At 41.7% G+C, this 15,611-nt stretch carries 13 protein-coding genes and 2 tRNA genes; 3 read left to right on the top strand and 12 right to left on the bottom strand.

Going from position 1 to position 15,611, the window contains the following annotated elements; all coding sequences use genetic code 11:
* Positions 1 to 30: 30 nt before the first annotated feature.
* From B4F91_RS02975 to B4F91_RS02950, 6 genes are all read right to left on the bottom strand, one after another.
* Positions 31 to 104, bottom strand: a tRNA-Cys gene (locus B4F91_RS02975).
* A 27-nt stretch (positions 105 to 131) separates the two neighbouring features.
* Positions 132 to 207 (bottom strand) — tRNA-Gly (locus B4F91_RS02970).
* A 208-nt stretch (positions 208 to 415) separates the two neighbouring features.
* Positions 416 to 961, bottom strand: coding sequence for a CDP-diacylglycerol--glycerol-3-phosphate 3-phosphatidyltransferase (gene pgsA, locus B4F91_RS02965; protein WP_024033647.1), 546 nt, complete (start codon positions 959 to 961; stop codon positions 416 to 418).
* A gap of 42 nt (positions 962 to 1,003) precedes the next feature.
* Positions 1,004 to 2,827 carry an excinuclease ABC subunit UvrC gene (gene uvrC / locus B4F91_RS02960; protein WP_004589510.1) on the bottom strand — a complete coding sequence of 608 codons (1,824 nt, stop codon included), beginning with the start codon at positions 2,825 to 2,827 and terminating at the stop codon, positions 1,004 to 1,006.
* 11 nt (positions 2,828 to 2,838) lie between these two features.
* Positions 2,839 to 3,489, bottom strand: coding sequence for a UvrY/SirA/GacA family response regulator transcription factor (gene uvrY / locus B4F91_RS02955; protein ID WP_004589511.1), 651 nt, complete (start codon positions 3,487 to 3,489; stop codon positions 2,839 to 2,841).
* A 158-nt stretch (positions 3,490 to 3,647) separates the two neighbouring features.
* Positions 3,648 to 4,799 (bottom strand): dicarboxylate/amino acid:cation symporter, encoded by a 1,152-nt coding sequence (locus B4F91_RS02950; RefSeq protein ID WP_286938681.1) that lies wholly within the window; start codon positions 4,797 to 4,799, stop codon positions 3,648 to 3,650.
* 366 nt (positions 4,800 to 5,165) lie between these two features.
* On the opposite strand from B4F91_RS02950, the gene cysK reads away from it, so the two are divergent.
* Positions 5,166 to 6,134: a cysteine synthase A gene (gene cysK / locus B4F91_RS02945; RefSeq protein WP_004589513.1), complete on the top strand. Its 969-nt coding sequence runs from the start codon at positions 5,166 to 5,168 to the stop codon at positions 6,132 to 6,134.
* Positions 6,135 to 6,280: 146 nt separating this feature from the next.
* On the top strand, positions 6,281 to 6,715 hold the full coding sequence (locus B4F91_RS02940) for a hypothetical protein (protein WP_286938683.1): 435 nt from the start codon (positions 6,281 to 6,283) through the stop codon (positions 6,713 to 6,715).
* Positions 6,716 to 6,781: 66 nt separating this feature from the next.
* Here B4F91_RS02940 and B4F91_RS02935 read toward each other — a convergent pair whose 3' ends face one another.
* On the bottom strand, positions 6,782 to 9,058 hold the full coding sequence (locus tag B4F91_RS02935; RefSeq protein WP_286938685.1) for an acyl-CoA dehydrogenase: 2,277 nt from the start codon (positions 9,056 to 9,058) through the stop codon (positions 6,782 to 6,784).
* A 167-nt stretch (positions 9,059 to 9,225) separates the two neighbouring features.
* On the opposite strand from B4F91_RS02935, the gene B4F91_RS02930 reads away from it, so the two are divergent.
* Positions 9,226 to 11,073 (top strand): M2 family metallopeptidase, encoded by a 1,848-nt coding sequence (locus B4F91_RS02930; protein ID WP_286938686.1) that lies wholly within the window; start codon positions 9,226 to 9,228, stop codon positions 11,071 to 11,073.
* A gap of 90 nt (positions 11,074 to 11,163) precedes the next feature.
* On the opposite strand, the gene B4F91_RS02925 is transcribed toward B4F91_RS02930, so the two are convergent.
* The 5 genes from B4F91_RS02925 to B4F91_RS02905 all read right to left on the bottom strand — a co-directional run bounded on the left by B4F91_RS02925 (position 11,164) and on the right by B4F91_RS02905 (position 15,609).
* Positions 11,164 to 11,958 (bottom strand): putative porin, encoded by a 795-nt coding sequence (locus tag B4F91_RS02925; protein WP_004589517.1) that lies wholly within the window; start codon positions 11,956 to 11,958, stop codon positions 11,164 to 11,166.
* Between the two features lie 199 nt (positions 11,959 to 12,157).
* On the bottom strand, positions 12,158 to 12,532 hold the full coding sequence (locus B4F91_RS02920; RefSeq protein ID WP_004589518.1) for a PH domain-containing protein: 375 nt from the start codon (positions 12,530 to 12,532) through the stop codon (positions 12,158 to 12,160).
* A complete protein-coding gene (locus B4F91_RS02915; RefSeq protein WP_286938689.1) occupies positions 12,532 to 13,440 on the bottom strand; it encodes an ABC transporter ATP-binding protein in 909 nt (302 codons plus the stop codon). Before B4F91_RS02915 ends, B4F91_RS02920 begins: the two co-directional genes overlap by 1 nt.
* Positions 13,437 to 14,264: an ABC transporter permease gene (locus tag B4F91_RS02910; protein ID WP_054983890.1), complete on the bottom strand. Its 828-nt coding sequence runs from the start codon at positions 14,262 to 14,264 to the stop codon at positions 13,437 to 13,439. The genes B4F91_RS02915 and B4F91_RS02910 overlap by 4 nt, the downstream gene beginning before the upstream one ends.
* A 163-nt stretch (positions 14,265 to 14,427) precedes the next feature.
* Positions 14,428 to 15,609 (bottom strand): cystathionine beta-lyase, encoded by a 1,182-nt coding sequence (locus B4F91_RS02905; RefSeq protein ID WP_286938692.1) that lies wholly within the window; start codon positions 15,607 to 15,609, stop codon positions 14,428 to 14,430.
* Between the last annotated feature and the right edge of the window lie 2 nt (positions 15,610 to 15,611).

Raw genomic sequence — 15,611 nt, 5'->3', positions numbered from 1 at the left:
TTTGCTATTTAAAGCATGTGGAGTGTTGAATGGAGGCGGAACCCGGAGTCGAACCGAGGTGGACGGATTTGCAATCCGCTGCATGGCCACTCTGCCATTCCGCCAAACCGTTGGACAACCTAATGAAAACTTGGAGCGGCACACGAGGCTCGAACTCGTGACCTCGACCTTGGCAAGGTCGCGCTCTACCAACTGAGCTAGTGCCGCATTATTATTTAATTATCTGCGTTATTCAACATCTTGCGATGTTTACGCTGTTAACTAAGTAACTTTGGTTTTCTTTATCTTAGGGGCTATGCCCTCTCAACACGGACGCATTCTACAGAGATTATTAAACGCGTCAACACAAAAAATGCCACTTTTGAACTGTTTGATTATTTTTTATCTAAAACGGTGCGTTATTAGACGTTTGCAATCAATTTTTGGTCAATTCACTCCATGCAGCCATTAAATATTGCACCATAGAGCTCAGTGTTAAATAGGTGGCTATATACAATAAAGCAAAACTTAAATAGATCATCCACGTATCGTATTGCCAAATTAGGCCAATAATCGCCAGCATTTGCGCCGCGGTTTTTATTTTGCCCATATTTGATACTGCAACGTTTCCACGTTTGCCTTGTTCGGCCATCCACTCGCGTAATGCAGATATCACTATTTCACGGCTAATAATAATAAGTGCCGGAATCGTCATATACATAGACTGATAATGATCAGAGAGCGCAACAAGTGCAGCACACACCATAACCTTATCGGCTACAGGGTCTAAAAACGCACCAAAAGGCGTAGATTGCTCTAGCTTTCGTGCTAAATAGCCATCAAGTATATCGGTGATTGATGCAAGCCAAAAAATAAAAGCGGCAGCAAAAAACGCCCAGCTATAAGGCAAGTAAAATATCACCAAAAATATGGGGATAAGAAAAAGTCTAAAGGTTGTGAGTGTGTTTGGAATATTCCACATAACTACTTGGATATGTCTTTTTTTCTATATTCGCATGAAGGGCTAGCCCTTGTCATGCAAATGGTTAAATATCTTCTCAGCCATGTCAGGACTGATCCCAGGAACTTTCTTTAACTGTTCTATATTAGCAGCTTTTACCCCTTGCATGCCCCCTAAATATTTTAATAATGTTTGGCGGCGCTTAGAACCTACTCCGTTGATCTCTTCTAATAATGATTGCGTGCGCTGTTTTTGGCGCTTATTACGGTGCCCTGCAATGGCAAATCGGTGCGACTCATCGCGAATATGCTGGATTAAATGAAGTGCTGGCGCATCCGAATCCATAGGAATCGTTTTTCGCCCGCCATCAATTAATAAGGTTTCAAGGCCTGGCTTTCTGCTTGTGCCTTTTGCTACACCTACTAACAGCGGCATTTTAGCATGTGGCCACGTAGCAAAATACTGCTCTGCACGGCCTAGTTGCCCTTTACCACCGTCAATGAATATAACGTCAGGGATTTTGTCTTCATCTACCACTTTGTTGTAGCGTTTGTTCAGTGCAAACTCCATTGCCGCGTAATCATCACCGCCGGTTATACCCGTTACGTTGTAGCGCCTGTACTCTTTGTTATTTGGCCCTTGCGAATCAAATACTACACAACTGGCTACTGTGTTCTCCCCCATGGTATGGCTGATATCAAAACATTCCATTCTGTTTATATCATCTAAGCCTAGGGTCGCTTTTAATTGTGCATAACGTTTGTTTATAGAGTCTTGCGTACTTTGTTTAACGGTGATGCTGTTTAATGCGTTTTTATTAGCAAGCTGAAGATATTGTGCTCGCTCCCCGCGGGTAACCACTTTAAGCGATACTTTACGCTCACTAATTTGCGTAAGCGCTTCACTCAATGCGCTACTTTCTTCAATCTCGAACGGTAAAATAATCTCTTTTGCTATGCGCCCTGTCGCACCAGGCGCTAAATAATATTGCCCTAAAAACGAAGTGAGTATTTCCTCTTGCCCCGAATCTTTAGGCACTTTTGGAAAATAGGTTTTACTGCCTAGCACTTTATGATCGCGGATCATTAATAAATGAATCCCATTTAATCCATTTAAGTGTGCAAAACCTACCACATCCATTTCAGCAAAATTACCTGAAATAGACTGCTGCTCCTGCATTTTGCGCAGTAGCATAATTTGGTCACGCACTTTAGCTGCGAGCTCAAAGTTAAGGTCTTTACTCGCCGCTTCCATTTTTTTTATTAAATCGGCTATTACTTCGTGCGACTTACCTGTTAAAAACTTACGTACATAATCAACTTGTTCGCCGTACTCTTGCTCTGTCACTTTATTAACACACGGTGCTGAGCAGCGCTTTAGCTGATACTGTAAACACGGGCGACTTCTGGCACGGTAATAGGCATCTTCGCACTGACGTACAGGAAATATTTTTTGCATTAAACGCAAACTTTCCGACACTGCGCCAGCACTTGGGAAAGGCCCAAAGTACTCGCCTTTTACCTTGCGACTGCCTCTATGAAAGGCTAAACGCGGATGTTTATGACTGGTAAGTAATATATAGGGGTATGACTTATCATCACGTAATAAAATGTTATAACGCGGCTGATATTTTTTTATAAGGTTGTTTTCAAGCAGCAGGGCTTCGGTTTCGGTGTTTGTGAGCGTAACTTCAATATCGCAAATATTACTCACTAGCACACGGGTTTTGCTGTCGGTTAGATTAGATCTAAAGTAGCTACTTACCCGTTTTTTTAAGTTTTTAGCTTTACCGACATAAATAACTTGTTGTTCACTATCAAGCATACGGTATACACCCGGTTCACTTGATAGCGTTTTTAAAAATTGGGCGTGATCGAATTCAGACATAAATTAAAAAATTAATGAGATACGTCTATATCAATCATTTTATGGCGAATAGCCAAATGAGTAAGCTCAACGTCGCCTCCTACGTTTAATTTTTCAAACATACGGTAACGGTAGCTGTTCACTGTTTTTGAGCTTAAATTTAAGCGCTCGGCAATATCTTGAGCTTTTTCACCTTTGGTGATCATTAGCATAATTTGTAGCTCGCGCTCAGATAAGCTTTGAAAAGGGTTTTCATCGGTACGCCCTGTTACTTGCGCAAGGGCTATTTGTTGTGCAATTTCTGGGGCGATATAACGCTGGCCTGCATGAACAGACCGTATAGCACGAACCATTTCATCAGAGCCTGCACCTTTGGTTAAAAAGCCATGCGCGCCAATTTGCATCACTTTTGATGGAAACGGGTCTTCGCAATTAACCGTAAGCACAATAATTTTTACATCTGGGCAATAGCGACAAATCTTTTTTGTGGCCTCTAAGCCACCCATGCCAGGCATGTTCATATCCATTAATACAATATTAGGTGCGTGCTGGCGACAAAACTGTACCGCAGCCTCTCCATCTTTAGCTTCGCCTACCACTTTAAAACCACGTACATCATCTAATATACGTTTTATACCAGTTCGTACCAGCTCATGGTCATCAACTAAAAGCACATTAATCAATGTAATACCCTCATTAACCTAACAATACGCGACAAACAATCTAATTTGCCACATTACCACAGTTAAAGCGAAACAATAACTAATATTATTGCTTCGCTTTAGGTGTACTCATCTTTTAGCATTATTTTACTACTGCTAAAAACCAGTACTTTAGTTTTTTATGACGCTACTTTTTCGCTAAAACGGTCTACCCATAGGGCAATAATGCCATCGCCTGTAACATTACACGCAGTACCAAAGCTATCTTGCGCAAGGTAAAGTGCAATCATAAGTGCAACAGCGCCTTCGTTAAAGCCAAGCATACTGGTTAATAAACCGAGCGCCGACATTACTGCTCCACCAGGCGCACCTGGCGCTGCAATCATTACTACCCCTAACATCATAATAAACGGTAGCATCCCCATTAAAGAAGGTACTTCCATGCTTGGCGATAAAAACATAACGGCCATTGCACACGTCACAATCGTAATGGTAGAACCCGATAAATGAATAGTAGCGCACAGTGGCACTGTAAAGTTTGCTACATCTTCTTTTACGTTATTTGCTTTGCTTGATTGCAAAGACACCGGAATGGTTGCCGCGCTCGACATTGTCCCCAGTGCTGTAAAATAAGCAGGAAGCATATTTTTAACGAGCTCCAACGGGTTACGTTTAAGTAATATCCCCGTAGAAGCATATAGTACGGTTAGCCACAGCCAGTGCATTACAAGTGCAGCAATAAGCACAACACCAAAGGTTTGCAGTGTATCGACCACGGTCCCTGCTACGGTCATTTCTGCAAATACACCCGCAATGTAAAATGGTAATGCCGGAATAATTACTTTAGATAATAAAGCATCGATTACATCGCGACCCTGATCAGACACTTTTTTAAGTGTTTCTAATTCAAGTTGGCTCATGCCAATACCAAACACAAATGCAGTCACAAGCGCTGTCATTACACCCATCAGCGGTGGAATTTCTAAATCAATAAAACTGCCAATTTCAGTGGCAACTTCGGCTTCAAACGTAATATTGCCACTTAGCAGTGGAATAACCGCACTTACTAGTAAAAAGGCAAGCGTACCTGCAATTACTGTAGAGCTATAAGCAAAGCCAACGGTTTTACCTAATAAATGGCCAGACCCTTTAGGCAAGCCCGCAATGCCAGAAGCAATAAAAAATAAAATAATTAATGGAATGGTAAAAGAAATGAGTTGGCCAATAAGTTCTTTAACAGTAAATAAAAGCTCAACACCTGTGAGAGGCACATAAAGCCCGACCAAAATACCGGCCACAATACCGGCAATTAATTTTAAGATTAACTTCATTGTGATTGCTTAGTTGAATATAGATAGAGTGTTTTTAACATGTTTTAGGCGCATTGTGTGATAAAAGTATTCAAGTTATATTCATGTGCGCAAATAACACACAAAAACATCGCAATAATTAGCCTACTCTGAGCATTTTTTAACTACGGGGCGAAATTTACTCTTTAAATTTAAAAATGAGCCCGCATCTTTAATAACTAAAGCAACAATAATAACTAATTTTTATTTCGGCTGGTTATAAGCCCAATAGATATATGTTATAGCCAAACTTTACTTTAGTTTTTTTAAACTCGCAGTAAAGTGTATTTATATAGTTAATAGCAAAGGCTATTAACACATTGATCAGATTGTATCCAAAGGAACATTATGTCTACTATTTTTGAAGATAACTCACTAAGCATTGGTAATACACCACTGGTAAAACTTAATCGCGTAACAGGCGGAAACGTTTACGCTAAAGTAGAATCGCGTAATCCTAGCTTTAGTATTAAATGTCGTATTGGTGCATCAATGATTTGGGAAGCTGAAAAATCAGGTCAGCTTGTTGAAGGTAAAGAACTAATTGAACCTACATCGGGTAATACAGGTATTGCCCTTGCATTTGTTGCAGCAGCACGTGGTTACAAATTAACACTTACCATGCCAAATACAATGAGCCTAGAGCGCCGCAAACTATTAAAAGCATTAGGCGCTAACTTAGTGCTTACAGATGGCGCTAAAGGTATGAATGGCGCAATTGAAAAAGCAAAAGAAATTCAAGCAACAGATCCAGAAAAATACATTTTATTACAACAGTTTGAAAACCCAGCTAACCCTAAAATTCACTTTGAAACAACCGGCCCAGAAATTTTTGAAGCGCTTGATGGTAAAGTAGACTTTTTTGTAGCAGGCGTAGGCACTGGCGGTACTATTACAGGTGTTAGCCGTTACCTTAAAAACGAAAAAGGCCTAGATGTTAAAGCGATTGCAGTTGAGCCAACTAACTCACCTGTTATTAGCCAAACGCTTGCAGGCGAAGAAGTAAAACCAGGACCACATAAAATTCAAGGTATTGGCGCAGGCTTTATTCCTGGAAACCTTGATTTAAGTGTGATTGATGGTGCTGAGCAAGTATCAAACGAAGATGCTATTGCAATGGCTCATGAGCTAATGAAAAAAGAAGGTATTTTAGTGGGTATTTCATCAGGCGCAGCTGTTGTTGCCGCTAAACGCCTTGCTGAAAAGCCAGAAAACGCTGATAAAAATATTGTGGTGATTTTACCAAGTGCCACAGAGCGTTACCTGTCTAGCCCAATGTTTGCTGAAGAATTTAGCGAGCAAGAATTAGTACAGTAAACTTCTCTCCTTGAGATACTTAAAAGGATGCTTATGGCATCCTTTTTTATTATTTATGATTCAATTTTCTATTTATTCCCCAGTGCTGCTTTACATCTTGTTTAATTAACCACACACTTTAAAAAAACTAATTAAAAACATTCAACATGAAAAAAATAACAGCTTATTTAAGTTTTATCGTATGCTTAATTTTAGCCGCCTGTGGCGATAGCGTACAAACGCTGGGCGACTCACCGGGCGATACAGCCACCGCTTACTTTGATGCATTGTATAATCAAAAAGATTTACAAAAAGCCAGCACAATGGCCACCCCTAACCTAAGCCGGATTATGAAATCCTATGGCACCGCTAAGCAATTTGCCCGAAACTTAGTAAACCTGCAATACGATGAAGTAGTAATTGAAGTCGATATGACCAACATGAGCGTACGCGAACAATATGGCGATAACGCCAAAATAAACCTCATTTTTACAGGCTACTTTAATGGCGATAAAGTCGATGATATGCGCAGCGTTAAAATGCTTCGTAAAAAAGGGAAATGGTATATCGATAAAATAGTTGCAGACCCTTACGCACGCTAACTTATACACCACAAAAAAGGCCTTACACATGTAAGGCCTTTTTGCGTTTAGCGCTTATCTTAAGCGTTATAATTCACCGGGTTTAAAGTTGTCAACGTCAATTGCTTGTTTTCTTAGTTTATTGGTATGGTGCATTGCATCGGCATCTGCTTGCGCAAGGAGCTCATTCTCTAATGCGTAATTTATTGCGCCTTCTATGTCGAGCGTTGCAGGGACCTTACCACTGCGTTGCCAGTGTTTTAACTCTTTAAACTGTGTTTGCATATCGTGCATAGCTAAAAATGCATTTTCCATCACGCCCGTGCCCGCATTTTCATCTACATAACATAAGTGCGTTAAGCGGTTTCTAAACACCCCAGGTTGCGTCATATGCTCGCAAATACTTTGGGCTGTTTCATCACTTGGCTTGTGGTAGTGATTCCCCAGCGGAAACACTATGCGTTTAAGTAAAAAGTTAACCACCGGATTTGAAAAGTTTTTGAAAAAACCGTCAAACGCTTGGCCTATCTCATAAAGAGAATTTTCAATAGCGTATTTCACAAAAGGTAAATCAGCCTGTTGGCGCCCTTCATCTTCAAAGCGCTTTAATACCGTAGACGCTAAATATAAATGGCTAAGCACATCACCTAAACGCGCCGAAATCATCTCTTTACGCTTTAGCTCGCCACCAAGTACCAACATGGCTACATCTGTAGTAAAAGCAAGCCCTCGGCTCATTCTGCTTAGCTGTTTGTAATACACAGCGGTTGCACCGCACACGGGCGCTTTTGCCAAACAGCTTCGCGTAAGACCATGCACAAAAGCCATGCCGGCGTTACTGGCAGCAAATAAAATGTGCTTCATCAATAAACTATCAAATTGATCAAGTGCTGCATCATCGTCTTCCATTGCGGCAGCTTCCATTTCTTTTAACACAAACGGATGACAACGCGTGGCACCTTGGCCAAAAATCATTAAGTTGCGGGTTAAAATGTTTGCCCCTTCAACGGTAATCGATACCGGGATCCCCATATAACCATGGGCTAAATAGTTATTAGGCCCAACTTGAATACCTTTACCAGAGTGAATATCCATTGCATCGTTCATTACCGTACGCCCCATTTCGGTCATATGGTATTTTGCAATGGCTGTAACAACCGATGGGCTCAGTTTTAAATCTATTGCGCCTGCGGTCATTAAACGCGCAGACTCTAACGTATACGTTAACCCGCCAATACGCGCTAAGGCTTCTTGTACACCTTCAAATTGGCCAATTGATACACCAAACTGTTGGCGTACCACAGAGTAAGCAGAGCTCATTTTAGAGGCTAAATGCCCTGTTGCGGTGCTTAGTGCAGGTAAAGAAATACCGCGTCCAGCACTTAAACACTCAACCAACATGCGCCAGCCTCGTCCTGCGCCCTGCTCACCGCCAATAATCCAATCTAGCGGAATAAAAACATCTTTACCGTAGGTAGTTCCGTTCATGAATGCCATGTTTAATGGATAATGGCGCTCACCCGTTTCTACCCCTTCGTGATCTGTAGGAATTAGCGCACAGGTAATACCTAGCTCTTTTTCATCGCCTAATAACCCATCTGGGTCATACATTTTAAAGGCAAGGCCAAGTACAGTTGCAACCGGCGCAAGCGTAATATAACGCTTAGACCAATTTAAACGCAGGCCTATAACTTCTTCACCATTATGCTGCCCTTTACACACTACGCCTGAGTCGGGAATACTGCCGGCATCAGAGCCTGCTTCTGGGCCTGTAAGTGCAAAACACGGTACATCTTTACCACTTGCAAGGCTTGGCAACCAACGGTCTTGTTGCTCTTTTGTGCCATAATGCAGTAACAGCTCGCCTGGGCCTAAGCTATTAGGCACCATAACTGTAACCGCCGCAGTTAAGCTTTTTGTAGCAATTTTTGACACTATGGTTGAATTAGCAATGGCAGAGAACTCACGTCCACCAAATTTTTCAGGAATGATCAGCGCAAAAAAGCCCTCTGTTTTTAAGTAATCCCAGACTTCTTTTGGCAAGTCTTTATCTTTTTGTACAATTTGGTAATCATCTAGCATCGCCAGTAGCGTGCTCACCTGATTATCCATAAAGTCATTTTCTTTATCGCTAAGCTCAGGCCTTGGAAAGCTATGCAGTTTTTGCCAATCTGGATTACCACTAAATAGCTCACCATCCCACCATACATCGCCGGCTTCCATTGCCTCTCGCTCAGTTTGCGAGAGCGGCGGAAGTACCTTTTTAAACATTTTAAACGTAGGACGGCTGATCAGGTTGAGGCGAATATCTTTGACTGCAAAAATAACCACCACCACGACCAGCAATATTATAAATACTGACATGAGCACATTCCTTTTACATTGAATGAAAATAGTAACTTAATTATGACCCATCTTAGTTTAAATACAATCATTGCGCGATGCACCACACGCCTTAACGTATTAATTTTATTGTTTTAAACATCGCTGCTATTATCACTTTCTTAATAACAATAAACCAAAGGAATACAATGAACACGCCACGCTTTAAACTAAGTATGAGCGCCCTCATAGTCGCAAGTACATTAGCGCTAACCGCCTGCGAAGCAGAAATAGCCATAGACACTACCGATTCAGCACAGACCGAGAAGCCTCTTACAAAACAAGATGCCAATGCATTTATTGCCAAAGCCGAGCAAGAACTAAGTGAGCTTTACCTAGAGTCGAGCCGCGCTGAGTGGATTTACGCAAACTTTATAACACACGACACCTCGGCGTTATCTGCCGAAGTTAATCGTAAAATGACCGAGTCGGTCGTACGTTTAGCCAATCAGGCAGCACAATTTGACGACTTAGCGCTTGATTACGATGCACGCCGCAAGCTTAATAAACTTAAACTTGCGCTTACTTTACCCGCTCCTCAGGACGCTGAAAAAACAGCCCAACTTTCAACTATTGTGGCAGAGCTAGGTGGTTTATACGGTAAAGGTAAATACTGTAAAGACGATGGCAGCTGTTTAAGCCTTGGTGATATGACCGCAAAAATGGCCACCAGCCGTGATTACAACGAGCTACTTGATTTATGGCAAGGGTGGCGCCAAATTTCAAAGCCCATGCGCCCACTTTACGAGCAGCAAGTAACCCTTACAAACGAAGGGACTAAAGAGCTAGGTTATGCTGATACCGGCGCAATGTGGCGCAGCAAGTACGATATGCCAGCCGATGACTTTACAACCGAGCTTGACCGCATTTGGGGGCAAGTAAAGCCACTTTATAACTCACTGCATTGCCATGTACGCGCTAAATTAGGCGAAAAATACGGCACCGACAAAGTAGCCCAAGATGAGCCTATTCCTGCGCATTTATTAGGAAACATGTGGGCGCAAGCGTGGGGTAACATTTACGATGTGGTCGCGCCAGAAAACGCCGATCCGGGTTACGATGTTACCGAGCTATTAGCTAAAAATAATTACGACGAGCTAAAAATGGTTAAAGGTGCTGAAACCTTTTTTACCTCAATGGGGTTTGAGCCACTGCCAGAGACTTTTTACGAGCGTTCGTTATTTGTAAAACCGAAAGACAGAGACGTACAGTGTCATGCCTCTGCTTGGAATATAGATAGCAAAGACGACTTACGCATTAAAATGTGTATTCAACGCACCGGCGAAGAATTTTCTGTTATTCACCATGAGTTAGGCCACAACTTTTATCAGCGCGCTTATAATAAACAGCCTTTATTTTATCAAGAAAGTGCCAACGATGGTTTTCACGAAGCCATTGGCGACACCATTGCTTTATCGGTTACACCCGGTTACTTAAAAGAAATTGGTTTACTTGAGCAAGTACCTGATGAGTCAAAAGACATTGGCTTACTAATGAAAATGGCGCTAGATAAAGTCGCCTTTGTGCCCTTTAGCTTAATGGTTGATCAATGGCGCTGGCAGGTATTTTCGGGCCAAGTAAAGCCACAAGATTATAATAAAGCGTGGTGGGAGCTACGTGAAAAATACCAAGGTGTGAAAGCGCCTATTGCACGTAGCGAAGATGACTTTGATCCAGGTGCTAAATACCACGTACCAGGCAACACTCCTTATACACGTTACTTTTTAGCGCATATTTTACAGTTTGAATTTCACCGTAGCTTATGTGAAATAGCCGGTAACGATAAAGCCATTCACCGCTGCTCTATTTATAATTCAAAAGAAGCGGGGGATAAGCTAAACGCAATGCTAGAAATGGGCTCTTCTCGTCCATGGCAAGAAGCCCTTGAAACCATCACTGGCAAGCCGCAAATGGATGCAACCGCTATGCTTGATTACTTTGCACCGCTGCAACGCTATTTAGATGAGCAAAACAAAGGCCGTAATTGCGGCTGGTAAAACGTTTACCACGGTCAATGTAAAGTTAAAAACAACAAAGCCCGCTACAGTAGCGGGCTTTTTATGCTTTTAATTAAGTACAGGGCTTAATTAAAACTGAAAACGCATGTTTGCAAAGTATGCATCGTTATCAGAGTCATCTGCATTGTTCTCGTAACCTACTTTAAGACCAATGTTTTTATTGATGAAGTGCTGAGCACCAAAGCTGTATGTATCTTGCTTGTTGTAGTTAGCAAATACCGAGGTTGCTTTTGAGAAGTAGTAGTTAGTTTCTGCTACCCACTGGTTTTCTGCATCTTCAATGCTCTCGTATTTACCTTCAAACGTTAAAAAGTTACCTTGCTGTAAGTCAATAAAGTACTTAGCTGCAACAGCGCGGTAATCAAAGTCGTCATCAGATGTAAGTGTTACACCTACGTAGTCTGTGCTGTTTAGCATGTGATTGTATGCTAAATCAAACAAAGCAAAGTCATCGCCGTCTTTGTTTTCAACAAGCGTTACTTTTGCTAATAAATCAGGGTTAAAGAAGTAGCCACCAGTTAGCTTGTAAAGCTCACCGTTAGAGCCCGAATCTGGGTCAAGGTTTTCGTAAGATGCGCCAACAACAAATTCATTAATAAAGTATTCGCCACCAATGTTAGTAACATCGCCAAAGTCGTCATCAGCATAACCGCCGTAAACGTTAGTTTGTTTATTAATGTACTCAAACTGATCGTAAGGACCTAATGTTTTTTTAGGAGATAGGTAATAAATAGAGTCTACAGCAACGGTGTCGTTGTTATCGCTATCTTTGTAGCTTAAATTACTGATTGAATTGTAGCTGTCTGCAGCAGCCGCAGTGCTAGATAATAAAATGCTTGAAATAATAACTGCTAATTTTTTCATTGTAAGACTTCCCTTTGTGCATTGCTTTTTATGCTTTAGCTCATTGACTAAAGTGGGGACATGCTAACGCTGAGAAACTGAATGAAAACTTAATTAAGCAGTTGTATTTATTAAGTTAATTGTAAGTAGGTGTAAGAAACTGTAAATTTAAAGTAGTTGCAACATATAGTCAACAACTACTTAAAACATGTTCAGCAAATTAAAGCGCATGCTGACTTATTACACGATAAACTTCGTTAATATTATCGCCCGATTTAAACTCTTTACTAATAGGCGTTGGGTCTGAACCAATCCAAATTTTAAGCTCGGCATCTAAATCAAAGTGCCCTGCACTTTCTTTACTAAACTTAGTAATTTTAGAATAAGCAATACTCACCATTTCCATTTTAGAGCCGGTCATACCTTGCTTATCAATTAAAATTAAACGCTTATTAGTAAAAATAAACATATCGCGAATCACCTTATAGGCTTTTTCTACTTGTTCGCCATCTATTAGGGTATTGGCAAGTACTTTTTCTAAATCAGAATCATCTACTTCGCTTGCATTTCCCATTAAACCACTGAGTAGTCCCATTATGCTTTCTCCTGTGTAAATATTTGATTTTCTAAGGTGTGACCATTTACTAACTGCCTATATTGCCAGTTTTGTTGATGGCAAAAGTTTAATAAAGCAATATCAAGTGGCTCACCGGTTGGCTGGTACTCAATCACGTATTCTTTATGTTGGCTCATATACACACGGCTTACACCTGCTAACGCCTGCAGTTGCTGCTCCACATTTTGATACACCTCGTTGAGCATTAAGGTATAAAAGTGAGTATGCGTATTGTTGTCTTTTGTTTGGTGCTCGCTCAAAATGCCCTTATCTAGGTGAAGCACTTGGGAGCATAATCGCTCAAGCTCGGTTAAATCGTGCGAACTTAAAATAAAGGTGGCTTCATCGCTTAAGCTCGATACCAGCTCTCGCACCTCTCTGGCATGAATAGGGTCAAGCCCTGCTGTGGCTTCATCAAGCATCACTATTTTCGGCGAGCCAATCAGCGCTTGCGCTATCGTAACCCGTTTACGCATACCGTGAGATAAATCGCCCGCACGCTGTTTAGCGACTTCTTTTAAGCCAACCAAATCAAGTACGCGCAGCGCTTCATTGTGGCTTTGTTTAGCGCCCATGCCTTGAAGCTTGCCATAAAACGCCAGTTGCTTATCTATATTAAAACGCGGATCTAACTGCGCATCTTGCGGTAATGCACTCACTTGGTTGAACAACGCGGCACTACCAGGCTTATGCCCTAAAATACTGAGCTCACCGTGGCTTGGGTTAATATAGCCGCACAATAAACTAAATAATGTGGTTTTACCGGCGCCATTTGGGCCCACTAACGCCACAGGTGCGCCTTTTTGAATTTCAAAGCTTACGTTGTTAAGTGCTTGCTTTGCGCCATACGATTTACTCAAGCCGCTGGCTTTTATTAATACGCTCATAGCGAACTCCTTGTAAATATTCGATGCGCAATCGCTATAAATACAGCGCTTTGAATAAGCGGCACACCTAAGGCACTCAATAAAGGTAGGTTTTGCCCAGCTAAAAGTTCAGAATTAACCCCTGGGAAAAGGTAATCGAGCGCATTTAGAGCCGGTACTTGCCACGCCAATATACCCACAATAATGCCGCCACCAGCAAAATATAAAATGGCTAATACAATTGCTAAACGCGACGAGCGAGCAAACGTGTTAATCAAACTCATTAATGCCACAAACGGGCTAAGTACCACCACCATTATTATAAATATAGAAACCGCACGGCTTAACCCACCCATTAATAGGCTAGGCTCTCTGTAACCAAGTACGCCAAGGGTTGCCACTAGGGTAATAGCTAATAAACACGCTAACACGCCAAGCTGACCTAAAAAACGGCCAAATAAAATTTCAAACCGTGTAGAGCGCAATGATAAAAACCGTAATGTGCCGCGCTCTCTATCGCCAACGGTTTGATCGCTTGATATAAAAATAGCAAACAGCGGAAAGCTATACAAAGCGACTAGCCAGTACATAGCAAATTCGGCCTCAGGCCAATCAAGCAACTTACTTAAACCAATACTGCCTGAAATATCGCGTGCCATTTGCTCAAAATTGGGGGCACTAATAATGCTGACGGCTTGGCCTATCGGGTAGCGTAAAATAAGTAACCAAACAAGGGCAAAGGCGGCCATTGCAATTAAGCCGCGCTTGGTTAAAAACATACGTACTAGCTCAAAACCCGCTATTTGGGTTAATCGCCCTATGTTCACTAATGATGATGTTGCCATTGGTTTTCCTTAATGACGTTGCTCATGCTTTAAAATAAAGCGTAATGTAACAACAGTAAGTGTAAACACCTTGAATTACCAGCAAAAAAAAGCTCACCATAAGTGAGCTTTGTAACAAACCGTTTAAATGTAACAGGCCAAACTTTGTTTATTTAGCCTATTTTTATAAATGCTGTTGGTATACCTCAAGTGCTTGGCTTAAGTCATTAATTAAATCATCAATGTCTTCAAGGCCAATATGCAAGCGAATAACAGGGCCTAAATCCCAGCCGGTGTTCGAACGTAAACCTTTCATGGTCAAATTGGCGGTGACTAAACTTTCAAAGCCGCCCCACGAAAAACCCATTTTAATGTGCTCAAGGCTATCTAAAAACGCATCAATGGCTTTTTGGTTTCCGGTTTTCATTACAAATGAAAACAATCCATTGCTGCCATCAAAGTCGCGCTTAAAAAATTCATGCCCAGGGCAGCTTGCAAATGCAGGATGGCGAATATGATCAACTAACTCATGTTGCTCAAGCCATTTTGCCACCTCTATAGCCGCCATTTCGTGCTGATTTAAACGCACTGCCATAGTACGTAAGCCTCTAAGCGCTAAATAGGCATCATCTGCGCTGGTGCATTGCCCTAATAAGTACGACTGCTCACGCAGGGTTGGCCAGTACTTTTTATTTGCCACTGCTACACCCATCATTACATCAGAGTGGCCAACAATGTACTTAGTTGCTGCTTGAATACTAATATCTACACCGTGTTCAAGTGGGCGGTAATGCAAGCCATTGCCGTAGGTGTTATCAAGCATGGTCATAATATTATGCTCATTGGCTACTTTTACCATGGCAGGTACATCTTGTATTTCCATGGTTATAGAGCCAGGCGATTCTAAAAACAGCACTTTTGTGTTTGGCTGAATATACGCCTCAATACCTGCGCCAATCGTGGGTGGGTAATAAGTGGTGGTAACACCTAGTCCCGCTAAAATTTTATCGCAAAAATCACGCGTAGGCTCATACACGTTATCAACCATTAAAATATGATCGCCCGCTTTTACAAACGACAATAACGCTTGGCTTATTGCCGCAGCGCCACATGGATAAAGTGCGCAGCCTTCGCCGCCTTCAAGCTCGGTTATCGCCTCTTGCAGTGCAAAATGTGTAGTTGTGCCACGGCGGCCATAAAATAATGTTTTATCACCGCGGGTTTTAGCGGCTTCTTTTAATTCGGCCACGCTGTCAAATACAATTGTAGAAGCGCGTTGTACTACGGGATTTACCACACCATGGGTGTAGGCTTTTTTACGCCCCGTTGATACTAACTGAGTATTTTTATTTTTGCTTGTCGCCATTA

Origin of the sequence: Pseudoalteromonas sp. UBA6610, from assembly GCF_002433295.1 — a bacterium.
GTDB classification, from domain to species: Bacteria; Pseudomonadota; Gammaproteobacteria; order Enterobacterales; family Alteromonadaceae; genus Pseudoalteromonas; species Pseudoalteromonas atlantica.
This window is presented reverse-complemented; position numbering and strand designations above follow the sequence as displayed.